Origin of the sequence: Pelistega ratti, assembly GCF_009833965.1 — a bacterium.
GTDB lineage: Bacteria > Pseudomonadota > Gammaproteobacteria > Burkholderiales > Burkholderiaceae_B > Taylorella > Taylorella ratti.
The window spans coordinates 572,144-593,152 of record NZ_CP047165.1; the positions used below are offsets into that span (position 1 = coordinate 572,144).

Below are 21,009 nucleotides of genomic sequence, written 5' to 3' on the forward strand. Positions count from 1 at the left end.
TTACTGTTGTTGACCGTAAACAGTGATTTCAACACGGCGATTTGGCTGGTTACATACTTGTTTTGCTTTTCCTGTTAATGCACCGCAATGTGTTACCACTGGTTGGCTTTTGCCATAACCCACCGCTTCAATTGGTAAGCCAACGCCTGCATTGACTAAAGCTGCTTTAACCGTTTCGGCACGTTGTTGTGATAAACGTTGGTTATACGCGACTGAACCCTCTGGATCGGTATGACCACTAACAACTAATTTACTCACCCCACTTAATGAGGCAATCCCTCGTGCAAAGCTAATAATTTCTTGTTTTCCGTTAGGAAGAATGTCGTTATAGCCTGCTTTATTAAAGGCAAATAAGGCACTGGCATCTAATTCGGCATTGGCTAACACAGGCTCACCACACTGCTCAGGGGCTGGTACACGTGATAGGGTTTGATTTTCTTTGGGTAATTGGCTAATCACCATTTGTGCTTCTTGCTCATTAACACGTACAAATGTCAATTGACCGCGTTGATCTTGAATGACTTTAACAAAAGTCGTTTGTCCTACTGGTAGGGTGTAGTTCACCCCATGTGTGCGATTACCAAACGCTGCATTTGTACTAAAAGATGAGCTTATCAATGTTTTAGCAGCGCAAACCGTTACAGGTGTAAAAGCATTCGGTAATAAAGAGGCTTGGTAATTACCATTAATGTAAACATTCACCGCTGGACCTTGAATATCATCTTGACGGAAGAACACGATTTGGGATTGGTTTTCTTCAAGCTGTGGTGTACTTACTGATGATGAGGTAAAGTTATGCCACTTTTCAAGTGGTTGCCCTAACTCTTTTGACGTTGTGCAAGCACTTAATGCTACTAATAATGCCACGCTAAGTAGGCTTTTTTTCATATTAAATTTCTCCGTGTATAAATTTATCTCTTCCCAATTTTTCAAATTAGGATTTATTAAACCCAATTTGAGAAATTAAGAGCCATTTCAATAAATAAACAAAAAGAAATAACGCTTCACGCTATTGTGATAAACCTAACAATAGCCAGCTCTTTATTTCTTTGGAATATCTATTAATTTGCATTGTCCATATGAACTATTATTAAAAAAATAACTTATATTTCTTTAATAAAAGACATCTCACATATGAATAATTTCGTACATCAACATACCGTTACAGATAATTGGTAATCCAATAACGGTACATCTATAAAAAAAGAACAAAACAAAGACGATTCACAATCTCCTTTGTTTTGTTCTTTCATCTACATCAGTTAAAAGTTAAGTATTTGCTTGTATTATTCACTTAAATTCTCTATCAATACTACTACTTTTTGCTATATCTCTTATAAATTTAAAAGCATTATATTTTAAAATGTATCATTTTACAAATAAAAACAGTTAGTAGGATAAATTTGTCTAGTTTATTTACAACAAAATAACTTATTTTCTATTAATATGACTTTATTATTACAAATAGTTATGTAAATTCAATTAGTTAGTTAATAAGAGTTTTATAAAAGGGAGATTAGTATATAAGGGAAAAGATAAAAATTCATTAAAATTTATTTACTTTTATATAAAAAGAAAGATTTATTTCTAAGCTATGATTATTCAAAGAAATAGTTTATAGATATTTTTAGAATATGATTAATCCTATTGTCTTCTTTAATAGGGTTTTATAAATCAAGCATATAAGCTTATTTGTGATCCTCTTTTTAATCTTAAAATTTATATTTAGTGTTTAAATGATAATAATAAACTATTCAACATAAAATAACATATTTTCTAAGGCATGGGCTGTTGATGTAAAAATACCGTATTATCTTTCACCTATACATATACTGTTTATATGCGTAAAAGGTATTTAATACTTAAAAGCAACTGCTTACCCAAAATTCACCCCCCCCTTTACCTACTTTCAGTAGTATATAAAGGATAACTATAAGCTATGGCTTAGTTTCTCCCCTCCTATTACAACGGATATATTGCTTAGTAAATAGATATTGTATTTTATAGATAATTTGGAATAAATACCTAAAACAATTTAATCATATAGCTAAGGCTAACTTTCTATATAAAAAATCCCCCATCTTGTTACCAGGACAGGGGATTTGATTAGGTTAAGTTAAAAAATTAAGTAATTAGATGATTTGGATACCTTGTTGGATATAGACCTCTTCATTATTTACTTCACCTGTAGCGCCTTTGTAAGTATATTTATCATATACTACACCGTTTTCTACAATATCTGAACCTGTTTTTTCCCAGACATTCCAATTGCCTTTTTCGGTAAGATTTGTACCGCGACTATCACGATATTCCTTACCATTAGCACCATCTCTAGCACCGTTATCATTACCATTACCATCATTATTACCAAAGTCAACAGTATCACCTGCATCACCTTTAATATAAAGTTTTGTAATAGTATCACCGCTACGTTGAAGATCTTCTAACATTAAGGCAACTTTCTGATTACCAGTACCACCGGTTACTGCACGCATATCAATGGTTTCAACATTTAGCACTTGGCTCATATCTAGTGAAAGATCAGTACCATGTAAGAAGATGGTATCATTACCCTCTCCACCATTGATTGCACCAGAGCCAGTATTAACTCTAGTTCCAGTAATGGTTATGGTATCATCACCTTCTCCCATATCAATTTTCACATTATCAGCAGCAGATTTCAGAATAGATCCTACTGTTAGGCTATCATTTCCAGCACCAAAGGTAAATATTCCCCCTTTCAAAGTATCTTTAATATTGACTGTATCAACACCACTACCAAAAGTGAATATGCCATCAGTATCAACATCTTTACCTACTTCGATAAAGTTATCACCATCACCTAAATTAAAGGTTTGGGTTTGTCCTGCAATCGTATTAATACTTCCTTTTACAGAAATAGTGTCATCACCTGAACCTGAGATGAAGTCAATTTTCATCTTAAGATCCACACCGCCTTCTGTGCCGTAACCGACTCGTAATTCGTTATTACCCTCACCTAGGTGAACTGTTTTGTTACCATCGAAATTACCATCAATACGAATAGTATCGTTACCAGCACCACCGTAGAAATTATGCGTAGCAGCATTCGCAGTATTTCCACCGACATATAAGATATTGGTATTGCCTGCAACATCCTCTTTTTGTCCAAGATCAAAGGTGTAAATACCAGTAACTAATCCACCAGCAATAGAAACTCTGTCATTACCTGCTCCCATTGCAATTTTACCATTATGCATTGATTGAGCCGTCCCACGGAATTGAATACTATCATCACCAGCACCTGCATCAAAATTAAATCTATCATTAGCTGATGCACCAAATGAACCATTATGCAACCCCATACTACCAAATGACTGATAGTCTAATCCAACAATAACAGTATCATTACCATCTGTCGTAACAAAACCACCTTTATCTCCATTCTCCGTAAGCTGCCTCAAATTACCTAATCCAGTGACTACACTATCATCAAACCCACCATCCTGAGCAATAGCATATCCTTTACTTGGATCTGGACCGATTTCCTTGTTCATATTAGCAAACAAGTTACGCAATACACTGACTTTAGTTTCAGAAACGTTACCCGCCGCATCAGTAATACGTAATTCTAGTGCCCCAGGGACTTTACGGTTAAAGTTATTTAACTGCAGGCTATATTTACCATCTGCGCCTGCCGTTACCGTATCCCAGCCACTTGTACCTGTACCTGTTGCATAGCGATACTCAATAGTTGCACCAACTTCAGATAAACCAGTAGGAGCAAAGATAACTTCACCAGTAGTAATATCAAATTTTTCTACCGACATTTGCTCTACCAAAGTATCAAGGCGGAAATTAAATGTGCCTTTGCTACCCGTAGAAAGATCTTCACCATTTTTATCTCTCACTACGACTTCATAGCGATAGTTTTGGCTATAAGTATCACTTAATACATTATCGCCTTTTGGCGTAACGGTATAAGTTAATCCATCAGCCGAAGCAACCATATCACCTATTACCTCTGTTTTACCATGAGTAGTGTATGGATTCGCTGCATCTGAACTTTCAGATAGCGTGTAACGATATACTTTTACTTCCTGACCAGCTGTTGGTGCTTTATCAAGCGTAAACTCTAATACTGCCGCTTTATCATTAGTTAAACCAGTGGCTAAACTATTCGCAGAAGATAAATCATTTGCGTTAGTAACATCACCAACATACTTAGCATCACCATCTGCGTAGTAGTTAGTGTATTCGTATGTTCCATCAACAAGCGGTTCATCAGTTAAATTATCTTTTAATTTAATCGCCGTCACTTGTGGTGTTGATGCAGTTAAGTCAATATCTTCTACTGCTGTACCATCAGCAGATGAACCCGTTGCTTTTACCTCATACTCTTTTGTTGTATCGTATCCAGTTAAAGCATCAGCTTCAATATTAACACTCCAAGTACCATCTTCTTTAGGTGTTACTGTCTTAGTCACAACGGCATTGCTACCTTTCTCTGCGATAGTAACAGTAATCTCACCTGTGATATCTTTACTTGTACCACTGATTAAGAAACCACCTGCAGCTTCTGCTGGGCTAATTTGTGCATAAACATCACCTGCACTTGTGCCATCATCTGTCACATCAGCTGCTTGGCTATCTCCGGCAATCTGCGTAATATCAATTTGTGCATTTTGTGGTGCTAAAGAAGTATCATTTACGGTTACTTCATTACCCTCAACACCACCTACAGTGAATTTACCTTTTTCAGCACCTTCGGTAGTCGCATCTGCTTTCACTGGTGTCGTAATTGTGAACTCTGTTACACCGGCTGGGACATTTAAGGTACCGTCTGAGTTTTGCGTCACACCATTACTGAACTCAAACTCTGATTTATCCGCAAAGTCACTTTCACCTAGTTGACCATTCTCTGTACCACTCGGCAAGCTGAACGGTAAGCTAGCAACACCGTTATTGTTGGTTAATTTAACGGTTGTAACGATATTTTGACCTTCATCTGCCGGTGTAGTAGATACAACACCATCACCATTAGTATTATCAACAGCGGCATCTTTACTATCAGGGCCTGCATTTTTCGAGTCGTCTGCACTCTCACCAGCATCATTGGTACCTGTTGCTTTAACGGGTTCTCCATCTTTCACATTATCTTGTGGAATTGTGATAGAACCATCGGCTTCTGGTGTATAAGCAGAATTATCACTTGTCCAAGTACCATCCGGTTGTTTCGTCAATGTTACTGTAACTGGGTTACCGTCTTCATCTTTGAACTCAACCACAACTTTTGTATTGTCATCACCCGGTTTAACGGTGACTGAACCATCGGTTGTGCTTGGTGTTACCACTGGCGCATCGGCTGGCTCTACTGGGGTTGCTGAGGTATCATTTACGGTCACTTCATTACCTTCAACACCACCTACAGTGAATTTACCTTTTTCAGCACCTTCGGTAGTCGCATCTGCTTTCACTGGAGTCGTAATTGTGAACTCTGTTACACCGGCTGGGACACTTAAGGTACCGTCTGGGTTTTGCGTCACACCATTACTGAACTCAAACTCTGATTTATCCGCAAAGTCACTTTCACCTAGTTGACCATTCTCTGTACCACTCGGCAAGCTGAACGCTAAGCTAGCAACACCGTTATTGTTGGTTAATTTAACCGTTGTAACGATATTTTGACCTTCATCTGCCGGTGTAGTAGATACAACACCATCACCATTAGTATTATCAACAGCGGCATCTTTACTATCAGGGCCTGCATTTTTCGAGTCGTCTGCACTCTCACCAGCATCATTGGTACCTGTTGCTTTAACAGGTTCACCATCTTTCACATTATCTTGTGGGATAGTGATTGAACCATCTGCACTCGGTGTATAAGTAGGATTATCACTTGTCCAAGTACCATCCGGTTGTTTCGTCAATGTTACTGTAACTGGGTTACCGTCTTCATTTTTGAACTCAACCACAACTTTCGTATTGTCATCACCCGGTTTAACCGTTACTGAACCGTCTGTTGTGCTTGGTGTCACTGTTGGCGCATCGGCAGGATCTGCTGGTGTAGCTGACGTATCATTTACGGTTACTTCATTACCCTCAACATTACCTACAGTGAATTTACCTTTTTCTTCGCCTTCAGTGGTTTTATCCGCTTTCACTGGTGTCGTAATCGTAAATTCTGTCACACCAGCTGGAACATTTAAGGTACCATCTGGGTTTTGAGTAACACCATTGCTGAAAGTCGGTTTATCAAAGTCATTTTCACCTAACTCACCGGTTGCAGTACCATTTGGTAAGCTAAATGGTAGGTTATCAACACCGTTATTATTGGTTAATTTAACCGTTGTAACGATATTTTGACCTTCATCTGCCGGTGTAGTAGATACAACACCATCACCATTAGTATTATCAACAGCTGCATCTTTACTATCAGGGCCTGCATCGCCTTTACCTTCATCACCGGTATTACCTGTGGTATCTGTTGCTTTTGCGACCACTTCCGAACCATCTTTCACATTATCTTGTGGGATAGTGATTGAACCATCTGCACTCGGTGTATAAGTAGGATTATCACTTGTCCAAGTACCATCCGGTTGTTTCGTCAATGTTACTGTAACTGGGTTACCGTCTTCATCTTTGAACTCAACCACAACTTTCGTATTGTCATCACCCGGTTTAACCGTTACTGAACCGTCTGTTGTGCTTGGTGTCACTGTTGGCGCATCGGCAGGATCTGCTGGTGTAGCTGACGTATCATTTACGGTTACTTCATTACCCTCAACACCACCTACAGTGAATTTACCTTTTTCAGCACCTTCGGTAGTCGCGTCTGCTTTCACTGGGGTGGTAATGGTAAATTCTGTTACACCGGCTGGGACATTTAAGGTACCGTCTGGGTTTTGCGTCACACCATTACTGAACACAAACTCTGATTTATCCGCAAAGTCACTTTCACCTAGTTGACCATTCTCTGTACCACTCGGCAAGCTGAACGGTAAGTTATCAACACCGTTATTGTTGGTTAATTTAACCGTTGTAACGATATTTTGACCTTCATCTGCCGGTGTAGTAGATACAACACCATCACCATTAGTATTATCAACAGCGGCATCTTTACTATCAGGGCCTGCATCGCCTTTACCTTCATCACCGGTATTACCTGTGGTATCTGTTGCTTTTGCGACCACTTCCGAACCATCTTTCACATTATCTTGTGGGATAGTCACTTTACCCGTAGCAGGATCGACTACCGTACCATTTGGTACATCACCGTCTGCTTTCCATTGACCATCATCACCTTTGGTTACGGTGATTGTTTGTGGTTGGTCATTTTCATCCGTATAAGTGATTTCCACTTTTGCCGTATCCGCCTCTGTTGGCGGTGTCACTTCTACTGAACCATTGGTTTCACTCGGTGTAACCGTTGGCGCTGCTGGTGATGTAATATCTACAGTCACTTTTTCTGTTGCTGTTGCCGATTCATTACCTGCTTTATCAACGACTTTTGCTGTAACGGTAATATCACCATCTTTAGTCACTTCTACAGGAACAGTTGTATAGCCTTTATTAATCATTTCATCCGTTACAGGGATAGATTGTTCTTGACCATTAACTGTTACTACTAGTGTATCACCTGCTTTTGTATTATCAGGAATGGTAATTTGTACTGGTGTACTATTATCATCACCAATTTCTGTCTTATTCAAGAAATCGTCACCATTACGATCTTCGGTGAAAATAATATTTGGCGCACCATTATTATTTTTATCTACTTTGATAGTGCTTTCATTACCATCATTATCAATAACTGGTACATCAACTTTATCTTTACTATCATCGCCATTACTTGGTGTGCCATCTCCATCGGTATCGCCTGGTACACCAGTATCCACTTCTACACTTTCCTTCCCTTCGTTAGAAGATTGGCCAGCAGGATCGGTAACTTTTGCCGTTACTTCAATCTTACCGTCACCTGTTACAGGAACATCTACCTGTGTAAAGCCTTTTTCAATCATTTCAGGAGTAACAGGAATAGATTGTTCTTGACCATTAACTATCACTACTAAAATGTCGCCCACTTCTGTCTTATCAGGAATCGTGATATAGACAGGGGTTGTATCTTTATCATCTTTTCCAATAATTTCTTTAGCATTGATGTAACCGTCAGAGTTTTCATCTTCACCAAACACGATATTTGGGGCACCATCGGTATTACGAGGGATTTCTTTTCCGTTTGGTAAGGTTACATTATTTGTAGAATCGTCATCACCATCTACCTTACCATCACCATTGCTATCGCCTGGTATTTTGGTATCTGGATTATTACCTGCAGGAACTGCCTCTGCATCAGCTGTATTACCTTTATCATCCGTACCTTTTGCATTTACAGGCTCACCATCTTTCACTGACGTAGCAGGAATGGTAATCTCACCTGTATCGGGATTAACAGTCGCTCCAGTATCGCCTGCATCAGGAATCGTCCATTTACCGTCTGAGCCTTTTTCAGCCGTTACGGTCTTATCGGTACCATCTTCACCTTTAAAGGTGACATCCACTTTGGTATTATCTGCACCGGGTTTAACAGTAACAGAACCATCATTATTAGCAGTAATTTCTGGTTTATCCGCTGTAGTATCAGTATTATTATTACCACTGCCACCACTGCCACCGCTACCACCACTGCTCGCTGCGGCAATAATACCAGCGATTGGCACTAAAGCTAGTAACCACCATGGGTTAAATGCCCAAAATGCACTGCCTAGGTCTTCACCGCCCAATGCTTGTGGCGCAGCTACTTCATCTGCTAGCATACTCACCGCATCAAGTTTTTCACCTGACTCGGGAACATACGCATAAATATTACCATTCTCATGTTGACCCACTAAGAGATTACTTACCTCTTCATTTTGGTCATCACCGTAATAACCTTGGATAACAATATCCGCATTCAAATTACCATCTTCTAAAAAGATTTTTAGGTCTTTCCCTTCACGTTTAGCAATAATATTTTGTGGGCCAAAACCAGTTGCATCATCAATGAGTTGATAGTTTGAATTGGCTCTGGCATCAATCACTAATACTTCACCTTGATTAATGTTGTGGTTAGCAATGACTTTCTTAGCACTTAATACTTTTAATGTTACTGACATAATATTTATTCCTTAATCGATATGATTATTGTTGTTGACCGTAAACAGTGATTTCAACACGACGATTCGGTTGATTGCACTCTTGTTTAGCCACACCATGTAAACTGGCACAATGTGTTACCACTGGTTGGCTTTTGCCATAGCCTACCGCTTCAATCGGTAAGGTAACACCCGCATTTTGTAATGCTTTTTTCACTGTCTCTGCACGTTGTTGTGATAAGCGTTGATTGTATTGTGTTGAACCTACTGGATCGGTGTGACCACTAACAACTAATTTACTCACCCCACTTAATGAGGCAATCCCTCGTGCAAAGCTAATAATTTCTTGTTTTCCGTTAGGAAGAATGTCGTTATAGCCTGCTTTATTAAAGGCAAATAAGGCACTGGCATCTAATTCGGCATTGGCTAACACAGGCTCACCACACTGCTCAGGGGCTGGTACACGTGATAGGGTTTGATTTTCTTTGGGTAATTGGCTAATCACCATTTGTGCTTCTTGCTCATTAACACGTACAAATGTCAATTGACCGCGTTGATCTTGAATGACTTTAACAAAAGTCGTTTGTCCTACTGGTAGGGTGTAGTTCACCCCATGTGTGCGATTACCAAACGCTGCATTTGTACTAAAAGATGAGCTTATCAATGTTTTAGCAGCGCAAACCGTTACAGGTGTAAAAGCATTCGGTAATAAAGAGGCTTGGTAATTACCATTAATGTAAACATTCACCGCTGGACCTTGAATATCATCTTGACGGAAGAACACGATTTGGGATTGGTTTTCTCCAAGCTGAGGTGTACTTACTGATGATGAAGCAAAGTTATGCCATTTTTCAAGTGGTTGCCCTAACTCTTTTGACGTTGTGCAAGCACTTAATGCTGCTAATAATGCCACGCTAAGTAGGCTTTTTTTCATATTAAAGTTCTCCATAGATAAACTTATTTACGGGGTAAAAAGATCTTTTAATTCTTAATCTATAAGTTATAAAGAAAAAAACTTTACTAGAATATTGACTACTACTTTATTCTTAGTAAAAACATCAATAACCTTACTCAAAAAATATCCTAATCAATTAATTAAGATACTCTTCATCTAAAGTATTGATGCCTTTTTATAGCTTAGAACTAAATAATTAAAAACAAAAAGGACAAGGTAAGGCGGTTATCTAATCGCCTTACCTTGTCCTTCTAATTTTGTCGAATAAGAAACTTTGCTGTTTGCATTATTCATAAACTCCCTAAAAATATGACATCCTTATTTTGCGGACGGTATTCTATCACAACGCTTAATTCAAATAATTTCAAAACGCGGCTATTCAGCAACATTTTATCCCCTAATTACGTTAAAAAATGTAATTAATTTTTATATTTTTGACAAAAATCAACAAAACACTTAAAATTTAATGAAATTGTAATAATTTTAGTGTAAAGATTTATAATTTTTTCAAATATTTTCTTTTTGTTTCTTTAAAAGTATAAAAAAAGACCTAGATATCAATCTAGGTCTGTATGGAAAGGATGTCGTTTTAACGCTCTTGTAAAGCTTGTTTCATCCGAGTGATCGGTTTTATTAAGTATTGAAATACTGTTTTTTCACCCGTTTTAATATCGACTGTTGCCGTCATCCCCGGCGTAATATCCAGTTTATTCCCCAATTTATCAGTAATATTATTACCATCTGTTTCGACTAAAATTCGATAGTATGCCTGATCGGCATTCAGATTTAGCTCACTGCGGCGGCGTTCATCTTGTAAAGTGTCTGGACTGATTAGGATGACTTTTCCATCTAGTCCCCCATAGAGTGAATAATCATATGCACTGATTTTCACCAATGCAGGTTGTCCTGGACGAATAAACGCTACATCTTTTGGACTAATATAGGCTTGTACTAATAGCGTATCATCTAATGGAACAATTTCTAAAATATCTTGCCCTGCCTGTACAACCCCACCAACCGTATTAATACGAATATTTTTAACAATACCACGCAATGGCGCACGAATTTGTGATCGTTCTACTGGGTCAGCACGCATAGCCATATTTTCACGTGCTTGAGCAAGTTCAGATTCGGCTTGAACTAGCTCATTGTTAGCATCTGCTATATAACGGTTACGGCGTTCTGCAATCTGTTGCGCTAACTCAGATGATTGACGTTGCATTCTAAGGAGTTCTACTTGTGCCACCACCCCTCTTTTAACCATCGGTGTGGTAATGGCAATTTCATTATCCAATAAGGATTTACTGCGTGTAAACCCTTCTACCGCATCTATCATTGCTTTATAGCGCGCATTATAGGCGGCCTCTTCACGCTCTTTTACTTCTTGAGGAATATCCCCAGGAAAAACTAAGGCTGTACCACTGGATTCGGCTTGTAATCGAGCAACAACACCTCGCAAGTTTTGTACTTTTGCTTCACTTTCACGCAAAATAGCAGAGCTACGTGTATCATCCAGTACAAGTAAGATTTGTCCTTTTTCGACAATATCCCCTTCTCGTACTTTCATCTCTTGGATAATACCGGGGTCTAAGCTCTGAACAATTTGCTCTCGGCTTTTAGGAATCACACTTCCCTGTCCTCGTGTCACTTCTTCTAAGGGACTAAAATATGCCCAAATGACAAACACGACCAGAAACGCGGCAAACAGTATAATGACCGAAAAAATACACTTATGATTTTCGACTTGCATCGCCGCATTTAAATCATTAATAAGGACTAAATCTGCTTTTTTAATTTTTTCTTCATTAGGCTGACTCACAACAACTGCTTGTGTTTCTGCCTTATGTTGGCTAATTTTCTGATCACTCATGATTATTTCCTTTTTCTTCTAGTTGTTTGGCAGTGGTGGCAACCTGTGCTTTATTGTCAGCGGCTTTTGCTTCCTGCTCATTTTTTCTTAAATGCTCTAAAACAGCATCTCTTGGCCCATCAATCACCACTTTACCATTATCCATCACAATAATGCGATTCACAATTTTGAGTACCTGTGGGCGATGTGTCACAACGATTAACGTACGATTACCTATCCAACGTGCTAGGGCTTGTAGTACCATTTCTTCTGAACCTTGGTCTAAATCACTCGTTGGTTCATCTAATAACACAACCCTAGGATCACGAATGGTTAGACGTGCTAAGGCAACTAATTGTTTTTGACCACCCGATAAACCCATGCCATTTTCACCTAAAGGCATATCTAAACCACGTGGATGGGCTCTCACTAAACCATCTAAACCAAAACGGTGTAAGGCAACAATCAACTCTTGATCACTAGAAAAGTTGTCTGTACGGGCAATATCCAAGTTTTCACGCAATGTTCCCAAGAATAAACGGGGGCTTTGTCCTAATAAGGCAATTTGGTTACGCACATAATTAGGCTCAATTTGCCGTAGATCAATATTATCTAAAGCAACTCCCCCACTTTGTGGTTCATATAAGCCAGAAGCTAGCTTGAGCATGGTACTTTTACCGCTACCAATACGACCTAAGATAGCCACTTTCTCACCTGGGTTAATATTAATGGTAACACCAGAAACCGCTTTAGGTGCTTCTTTATTGTATTGGAAATTCACTTTATTAAAGCTAATTTTCCCTTGTGCTTGTTTTAATGTAATATATTTGCGTTCCGTATCACGATCAATCGGTCGAGAGACAATCTCATCTACCCCTTTTAGGGCAAGACGTGCTTGTTGGAAACGTGTCGCTAAACCCGCAATTTGTGCTAATGGCGCTAAGGCTCTTCCTGATAGAATAACGGATGCGATTAATGCCCCCATTGAGATACGGCTTGTTTCATCGGTGCTGTGAATAAGGTAAGTCCCTAAAATCACTAAAAACACCGTATTTAATTGTTGCATAGCAACCGAGAAATTTACAACAAGACTACTCAAATCTTTTACCTTAATTTGAGAAACAGCTGTCTTAGCGGTGTACATATCCCAACGTTGTTGCGCCCAGTTTGTTGCATTATTCGCTTTTAGGGTTTCAATACCATCTAACGCTTCCACAATCAAGCCTTGACGTTGTGAACTTTCACGCATAGATTCATTGATTTTTGCAGCTAATTTGGGTTGAATAAGAATACCTGCAATAATCACTGTTGGAATAATCAAGGCAGGCACAATTGCTAATGCACCACCGATTAAATAAATCACAAAAACAAATAAGAGCAAGAAGGGTAAATCCACAAGCACTAATAAACTTGCACTGGTCATAAACTCACGCACTGACTCAAAATCGCGTAAGTTATTCGCATAAGAACCTGATGAAACAGGTTTATCAATTAAGCGCAATGCCATTACTCGTCTAAATAAGGCAGCACTAATAATCAAATCAGCCTTCTTCCCTGCGATATCCGTAAGATGTCCACGGATCATTTTTGCCATAAACTCAAAGCTAATCGCCAGTACAACCCCAATACTCAATGCCCAAAGTGTTTCATAGGTTTTGTTAGGTATCACCCTGTCATAAACATTCATCACATAGAGTGAGCTGACCAATGCCAGAAAGTTAATAATAAAGGTAGCTAAAATTACTTGTCCATAATAGGCTTTAAATCGCCAAATCACTTTCCAGAACCATGATTTAGGCAAATGATATTCTGGTAATTCTGAACGAATATCAGATGCCATTTTTTGTTTGATAAACCAGCAATATCCCAAGTACAGCTGACTTAATTCTTGATACGTCAATACTTTTTTGACATCTTCGGTTTGCTGTACATGAAAAACTCTATTGGTACCTGAGCCTTCTATCTTGGTAATAATCAGTGCTTCTTCATTATGCAAAATCGCAATCACAGGTGTTGCTAGGCTGGGAATATCTGTTAAAGCACGTTTTGAAATAGAGTTTTCAAAACCATAGGTTCTTAATACTTCAATCAAGGATTGATAATTAATGGAATTATTGGTATTTCTAACCACTTGAGCGGTTAATGTTTCTTGAGACACAGGATTACCATATATTTGTGTCATCAACGATAGGTGTTCAATAATAGATTTCATACGATTCTTTTTTCGTTACTTTTTAGTCGAAGATTGATTGGATGAAGAGGATTTATCGGTAAATCCTACCCATTCGGTGACACGGGCTTGAGAAACCAAATAGAGCAAAGCTGCATCACGAAAATCATTATGTGCAGCCACTCTTGCCGCTTGAACATTGGTTAATTCTTGGTAAGAGTCCAATAAATCAATGAGTGTTCGACTGGCAATGCTAAACTTTAATTCGTTATCATTCACCACATTTTCTTGCAGTTTAATTTGTTTTTTAGTCACCGCCATTAATTGTTCATTTCGGTGCATATCCGCTTCTGAGGTCAAGGCTTGCTCTTTAGCCGTTAGTTCAATTTCTTGTAACCTCGCTTCTGCTACCCGTTGAGAATAAAAACTTTGTTGTTCGGTATATTTAGCCGCTGGATTAAAAATATCCCAAGAAGCACTTAGATACAACTCATGCTCTCGGCGAGAGACATTCCCCTCTAAATTAATCGCTGGCATTCGTCTTGCTGCCGCCGCTTTTACCGCTGCACGCGCACTTTCTGACTCTTGCTGTTGTGCTAAATAAGAAGGGGTTGTTTTAATATCAGGGTTTTTGTACTGCTTAGTAAAAGAAGCTGCTGTTACCTTAACAAAAGGATCGATTAGGTCTTCTGGTTCTAAGACGCGTGGTGTATAACGGCTTAAACGATTTAGTGCAGTATGCATAATCCGCTTTTGAGACAAGATAGTCGATTCTACTTGATTACGGCGAGATAAGGCTTCGTTTACATCTGAATAACGACCTTCATCATGGCGAGCAATCACCTCTAAATCACCCAAGATTTTTTCATGACGAACTAAACTCTCTTCGTAAATGGCAATATTTTCTTTGGCTCTAAGGGCAGTTAAATATAATTGTGCAATTTGTTGCCCTAATAGTTCGCGTGTTTCGTCATATCGATGCTCATAATAACCTTCTCTAAAGCGATCACGTTCAACCTCAGCTTCAATCGCTCCCCATGCATATAGATTCAATCGTCCTACCACACTTGGACCAGAGCGTCTTTCACTGGTATAGACATGTTTTTGATTGATAACAGATGTACCAGCAAGTGAAATAATAGGATAATGCCCTGCTTCAGAGATTTTCGTTTGACTTTGTGCTACTTGAATATTTGCTTTTGCTTCATCTAAAGTAGGATCTAAAGTAAATGCTTGTTTTAACACTTCCTTTAATGGCATTGCAACTGCTGAGGGCATCTGCATAAACAAACATCCTGCTAATAGTAGGTAGCATTTTTTATACATCATACGTTTCATCTTTTTCCTTTTCTGAACATATCTTTTTATGATGGCGCTATTTATATTATCTTATGTTTTTCATAACAAAACAATTTACATGAATTTGCATAAAGTTACATAAAATAGCCTTTATTTCATCCTCATAAAATTATTAACCATTGATACCTAAAAGGTTGTTCCTAATTGGAATTGGAACTGTTGTTTCTGATCCCCAGGCTTTGCATGAATAGGTGCACCATAGGAAAGCTGTAATGGCCCAATAGGCGACTCCCATGAAATACCTACCCCTGCGGAATAGCGCCAACCACAAGGGTCTTTAACAATACCACCTCGTGAAGCATTACCATTGGTACAAAGATGGCTTTTATTTGTGCCAACCTTACCTGCATCGGCAAAAATAAACCATCGCCATGAAGGATCAACCTTAACTATCGGGAAGGGCAAAAAGAGTTGCATATTCGCTACGACTCGATAGCTTCCCCCTAAATAATCACCTGAAACAGGATCTCTAGGGCCTAATGAAAAACCATCATAACCACGTACTGAACCAATACCACCCGCATGAAGATTTTTAATCACAGGAAATGTTCTCTTCTGATTATAGGCACGTCCCCAGTCGGCTTGACCTTTAATGGCAAATGTGTAGCCATTACCAAAGCTCCAAAAAGACTGTTGCTCTGCACTAAGTAGGTAGTAGCGTAAATCACCCATGCTAACTTTAGCTGAAACGGTACTTAGCGATCCTTTTCGGGGGGCTACTATACTATCCCTAGAATCCGATGTCCATGTAGCATCTAGTATTACTGATCGCGTATTGCTACCATATGCTTGGATAAATTGCCGATGGGTTAATGAGAAAGGATGCCCTGCTTTGGGTAACTTCACACGACTATGCTCAAAAGTTGCCCCCAATATAATGTTATCGGTGCTCGATAATGGCAATGTAAAATCAACCCCTATTCCCAGATTACGCACTTCATATGAATAATGGCGATGATAGTCTTTTTCATTATAGGGTCTATCTAAATTGTAATAGGCATAGATAGAACGGCTAATCCCCGATGCTGTCCAATAGGGGTCTGTATAAACAAGTGTTGCATAGCGATTATAACGAGAGGCTTTGGCAGATAAAGAAAGGTTTGTGCCTGTACCAAAGATATTTTCACGGCTCATTCTCACAAAACCCGATACTTTATCGGTAGAACTATACCCAATACCAAAGGAGACTTTTGTGCGTTCACTCTCTTTGATATAAATCTTCACATCCACATAATTATCAGGTTTAGGCGTAAGAATATAATGAATATCTACCCCGTAATCCCCTTTATCAGAATATGCTTTACGAATGGCTTCAATCACCCCTCGCAGAAGAACAGGATGATAGAATTCACCCTCACCAAAACCTTGCTCTTTAACGGATTGAATAATTTCAGCTCGGCTAAAAGCAGTCATACCATCAAGGCTAATAGAGGCAATCTTAGGGCGTTCATCAACTTTGATAACAATCACACCCTTTTCATAGTGCATTCTGACTTTATCAAATAAGCCTGTTGCATATAAATTTTGTAAAGTTTCCGTCTCGTCTTCTACGGTAAAGGTAGCACCTACTTTTGCAGGAATAGCCGCAAAAATATCGGCGGCATTGCTATTGTAAATTCCTACCAATTGAACATCTTTGACAATAAAAGGCTCAAAGGCGAATGCCATGGGAGAAGTAGCTACAACTAATCCCCCTGCGATGACTAAGCGGTTAAGATAATGTTTCAAAGTACAAAAAGTCATTTTATTCATTTATTACGTTTATCTACTTACTATTTTATTCCATAAGTAAAAAATTATTAAAAATTTTATCCATTTTTAATAATTTTCTATGAATTAATTCTTTTAATCTTTCTCTTTATTACGTTACATTTTTTCAATAAAATAAAAATCTTATTGAAGACAAAAACGTTTTACCCTCATCTTGTTTACTGTAATAACCACTTCTCTTTTAGCGCATTTAGCTTATCGCGTGTAGCAGCAGCTTGTTCAAATTCTAAGTTTTTCGCAAAATCCATCATTTGTTTTTCTAAACGTTTTAGCTCTTTAGCAACCGCTTTTTCATCAGAGAATGAAATATCAGTTGCTATATCTTGAGCGGTTTCTGTCGCCGGCATTAGCACACCATCAATCAATTCTTTCACTGCTTTTACAACCCCTTTAGGTGTAATACCATGTTCTTGATTGAACTGTATCTGCTTTTGTCGTCGTCTTTCTGTTTCATCCATCGCTTTTTGCATGGAGTCCGTTATTTTATCAGCATATAAGATAGCTTTGCCATGTAAATTACGCGCAGCACGACCAATTGTTTGAATTAAGCTACGTTCTGACCGTAAAAAACCCTCTTTATCGGCATCCAAAATCGCAACAAGAGAAACTTCTGGAATATCCAAGCCTTCTCGCAACAAGTTAATCCCTACCAGCACATCAAAATGCCCTAAACGTAAATCGCGGATAATTTCAACCCTTTCTACGGTATCAATATCAGAATGTAAATACCGCACTCGAAGCTGATTTTCGGTAAGATAATCCGTCAAATCTTCTGCCATACGTTTTGTTAACGTGGTGACTAATACACGCTCTCCATTGGCAATACGCAATTTTGCCTCACCTAGTAAATCATCCACTTGTGTTAAAGCAGGTCTTACTTCTACCACTGGATCGACTAAACCTGTTGGACGAACCACTTGTTCAACAATATTATCCGCGTGTTCATTTTCATATTCCGCAGGGGTTGCCGATACAAAAATAGACTGCCGCATCCGTTGCTCAAACTCTTCCATTTTAAGTGGACGGTTATCTAATGCACTGGGCAGACGAAAACCAAATTGCACCAAGGTTTCTTTACGAGAGCGGTCACCACGATACATTGCTCTTAATTGTCCCATCATGACATGGCTTTCATCAAAAAACATAATGGCATCTTTGGGTAAATAATCAATTAACGTCGGTGGCGCTTCACCGGGTGCGGCTCCTGACAAGTGACGTGAGTAGTTCTCAATACCTTTGCAAAACCCTAATTCTTGCAGCATTTCTAAATCAAATCGTGTCCGTTGTTCAATGCGTTGCGCTTCTACTAATTGCTGATTATCTAAAAAAAACTTCACTCTATCGCGCAGCTCTTCTTTAATGGTTTCTATTGCTCGTAGAATGGTTTCTCTCGGGGTAACATAATGTGAACTTGGATAAATGGTAAAGCGAATCACATTTTGTCGAACTTTACCTGTTAAGGGATCAAACAGCTCAATTCGCTCTATCTCATCATCAAAGAGGTTAAGTCGTACCGCCAATTCAGGGCTTTCAGCAGGGAATATATCAATCGTATCACCGCGTACCCGAAAATGTCCTCGTGTAAACTCTACATCATTACGCTCATATTGCATCGCAACAAGGCGCGCCAAAATATCTTGTCGAGAAATCGTATCGCCCTCTCTCACTATCAATATCATGGCATGATAATCAGATGGATTACCAATACCATAAATGGTTGATACTGTTCCGACAATAATAGTATCGCGCCGTTCTAATAGGCTTTTAGTGGCAGATAAACGCATTTGCTCGATATGTTCATTAATATTTGAATCTTTTTCAATAAACAAATCTCGGCTGGGGACATATGCCTCTGGTTGATAGTAATCATAGTAAGAGACAAAATACTCTACTGCATTTTTTGGAAAAAACTCTCGCATTTCAGCATATAACTGCGCTGCCAGTGTCTTATTTGGCGCAAGAATCAAGGCAGGTCGTCCTAATCGAGCAATCGTATTGGCCATTGTATAGGTCTTACCTGAACCTGTTACCCCTAATAGTGTTTGGTACATTAGACCATCTTCTACCCCTTCTACTAGTTTTTCTATCGCATTGGGTTGATCCCCTGCTGGAGGGTAAGGTTGATAAAGTTGAAAGGGACTATTAGGAAATGCAACGAAACTTGCTTTACTCATGCTATCATTTATGGGAATGTTAATTTAATCGCTTATTTTAACAATCTTTTCTTTTTATTTACTTTGATAGTGGAATATCATGTCTATTTTTTCAAATGTTGAACTCGCTCCTCGCGATCCTATTCTTGGTCTTAATGAACAATATAATGCCGATACTCGTCCTACAAAAGTGAATTTGGGAGTCGGTGTTTACTATGATGCTGAGGGACGCTTACCTGTTCTTAAAGCCGTCCAAATTGCTGAACAAGAACTTGCCAAAAAAGTTAGTCCTCGTGGTTATCTTCCTATTGAAGGGATTGCAACCTATGATAAAGGGGCTCAAGCACTTTTACTCGGTAAAGATAGCGAGTTAAGTAAAGCAGGACGCGCACTTACTTTTCAAGCGCTTGGTGGTACGGGTGCTTTAAAAATTGGGGCTGATTTCTTAAAACAAATTAACCCTAATGCCAATGTTCACATTAGTAATCCTAGCTGGGAAAACCACCGTGCTTTATTTGAGCGTGCGGGTTTCACTGTCAATAACTATCCTTATTATGATGCCAGCACACATGGTTTAGACTTTGCGGCTATGCTTGCCTATCTTGATACATTACCTGCTGGTGATATTGTTATTCTACACGCTTGCTGCCATAATCCTACAGGGGTAGATCCTAGCTTTGAACAATGGGAACAAATTGCCAATACAATTAAAGCAAAAGGTCTTATTCCTTTCCTTGACATTGCTTATCAAGGTTTTGGCGATGGGCTTGAAGAAGATGCCAAAGTCGTCAAACTTTTTGCACGTTTAGATATTCCTACTTTTGTTAGCTCTTCTTTCTCTAAATCATTCTCACTCTACGGTGAACGTGTTGGTGCATTAACGATTTTATGTGCTTCTAAAGAAGAGGCTGATCGTGTATTAAGCCAAGTCAAACGTACTATTCGTACTAACTACTCTAACCCTCCTACTCATGGTGGTACAGTGGTAAGTATGGTCTTAAATAATGAAGAACTTTTTGCACAATGGGAAAGTGAATTAGCCGAAATGCGTGATCGTATTCGTTCTATGCGTTCTGCTTTAGTGCAAAAACTCAAAGAAAATGGGGTTACTCAAAACTTTGATTTTGTCCTTGCTCAACGCGGTATGTTCTCTTACTCTGGCTTGACACAAGCACAAGTAGAACGCTTGCGTAATGAACATGGTATTTATGCTGTTAATAGTGGTCGTATTTGTGTGGCAGCTTTAAATCCTAAAAATATTGATGCGGTTGCTAAAGCCATTGCATCGGTATTATAAGAAATAGTTTATATTTCAAATAAAATAGTATAGATTTAATTTATATAAATTTATACGATATCCCTATTAGCCTGTGTTAATAGGGATTTTTTTATACTTATTGAAGTTAGGCTGTAAGTGAATTTATTAAAATATCTTAAAAGTATTCATATAAAAGTTCTGAAAATACTTTGTAAGTTGTCCGAGTAGTTTTACGCTATGTTTAGCACTTTTAATGAAAATTCTAAAATTTTATATTTATTCTATTGATAACTAAATCACTTAATCAGATTTATTATTTACTATTTTTCTTGCTTTTTCTGAAAAAACGAGTAAAATAACTGTATATTCGTACAGTTTATTG

The 21,009-nt window shown here is 38.5% G+C and carries 9 protein-coding genes; 1 reads left to right on the forward strand and 8 read right to left on the reverse strand.

Annotated features, from left to right (window positions below):
• The 8 genes from F9B76_RS02380 to uvrB all read right to left on the reverse strand — a co-directional run bounded on the left by F9B76_RS02380 (position 1) and on the right by uvrB (position 19,390).
• On the reverse strand, positions 1-888 hold the full coding sequence (locus tag F9B76_RS02380) for an OmpA family protein (RefSeq protein ID WP_159990650.1): 888 nt from the start codon (positions 886-888) through the stop codon (positions 1-3).
• A gap of 1,244 nt (positions 889-2,132) precedes the next feature.
• The gene (locus F9B76_RS02385) at positions 2,133-9,134 is read right to left on the reverse strand and encodes a hypothetical protein (protein WP_159990651.1); all 7,002 of its coding nucleotides are present in this window, start codon (positions 9,132-9,134) and stop codon (positions 2,133-2,135) included.
• A 25-nt stretch (positions 9,135-9,159) separates the two neighbouring features.
• On the reverse strand, positions 9,160-10,047 hold the full coding sequence (locus F9B76_RS02390; RefSeq protein ID WP_159990652.1) for an OmpA family protein: 888 nt from the start codon (positions 10,045-10,047) through the stop codon (positions 9,160-9,162).
• 610 nt (positions 10,048-10,657) lie between these two features.
• A complete protein-coding gene (locus tag F9B76_RS02395; protein ID WP_159990653.1) occupies positions 10,658-11,938 on the reverse strand; it encodes an HlyD family type I secretion periplasmic adaptor subunit in 1,281 nt (426 codons plus the stop codon).
• A complete protein-coding gene (locus tag F9B76_RS02400; protein WP_159990654.1) occupies positions 11,931-14,129 on the reverse strand; it encodes a type I secretion system permease/ATPase in 2,199 nt (732 codons plus the stop codon). Before F9B76_RS02400 ends, F9B76_RS02395 begins: the two co-directional genes overlap by 8 nt.
• Before the next feature lie 15 nt (positions 14,130-14,144).
• Positions 14,145-15,371 (reverse strand): TolC family protein, encoded by a 1,227-nt coding sequence (locus F9B76_RS02405; RefSeq protein WP_201289332.1) that lies wholly within the window; start codon positions 15,369-15,371, stop codon positions 14,145-14,147.
• A 201-nt stretch (positions 15,372-15,572) separates the two neighbouring features.
• Positions 15,573-17,189, reverse strand: coding sequence for a BamA/OMP85 family outer membrane protein (locus F9B76_RS02410; RefSeq protein ID WP_159990655.1), 1,617 nt, complete (start codon positions 17,187-17,189; stop codon positions 15,573-15,575).
• Between the two features lie 185 nt (positions 17,190-17,374).
• Positions 17,375-19,390: an excinuclease ABC subunit UvrB gene (gene uvrB, locus F9B76_RS02415; RefSeq protein ID WP_159990656.1), complete on the reverse strand. Its 2,016-nt coding sequence runs from the start codon at positions 19,388-19,390 to the stop codon at positions 17,375-17,377.
• 79 nt (positions 19,391-19,469) lie between these two features.
• Here uvrB and F9B76_RS02420 point away from each other — a divergent pair, with 79 nt between their 5' ends.
• Positions 19,470-20,666, forward strand: a complete 1,197-nt coding sequence (locus F9B76_RS02420; protein WP_201289333.1) for an amino acid aminotransferase — start codon at positions 19,470-19,472, stop codon at positions 20,664-20,666.
• The last annotated feature ends 343 nt before the right edge of the window (positions 20,667-21,009 follow it).

Coding starts and splice junctions, on each gene's coding strand:
- F9B76_RS02380 (WP_159990650.1), bottom strand. CDS start 888: ATGAAAAAAAGCCTACTTAGCGTGGCATTATTAGTAGCATTAAGTGCT.
- F9B76_RS02410 (WP_159990655.1), bottom strand. CDS start 17,189: ATGACTTTTTGTACTTTGAAACATTATCTTAACCGCTTAGTCATCGCA.
- F9B76_RS02385 (WP_159990651.1), bottom strand. CDS start 9,134: ATGTCAGTAACATTAAAAGTATTAAGTGCTAAGAAAGTCATTGCTAAC.
- F9B76_RS02420 (WP_201289333.1), top strand. CDS start 19,470: ATGTCTATTTTTTCAAATGTTGAACTCGCTCCTCGCGATCCTATTCTT.
- F9B76_RS02395 (WP_159990653.1), bottom strand. CDS start 11,938: ATGAGTGATCAGAAAATTAGCCAACATAAGGCAGAAACACAAGCAGTT.
- F9B76_RS02400 (WP_159990654.1), bottom strand. CDS start 14,129: ATGAAATCTATTATTGAACACCTATCGTTGATGACACAAATATATGGT.
- F9B76_RS02405 (WP_201289332.1), bottom strand. CDS start 15,371: ATGCAGATGCCCTCAGCAGTTGCAATGCCATTAAAGGAAGTGTTAAAA.
- F9B76_RS02390 (WP_159990652.1), bottom strand. CDS start 10,047: ATGAAAAAAAGCCTACTTAGCGTGGCATTATTAGCAGCATTAAGTGCT.
- uvrB (WP_159990656.1), bottom strand. CDS start 19,390: ATGAGTAAAGCAAGTTTCGTTGCATTTCCTAATAGTCCCTTTCAACTT.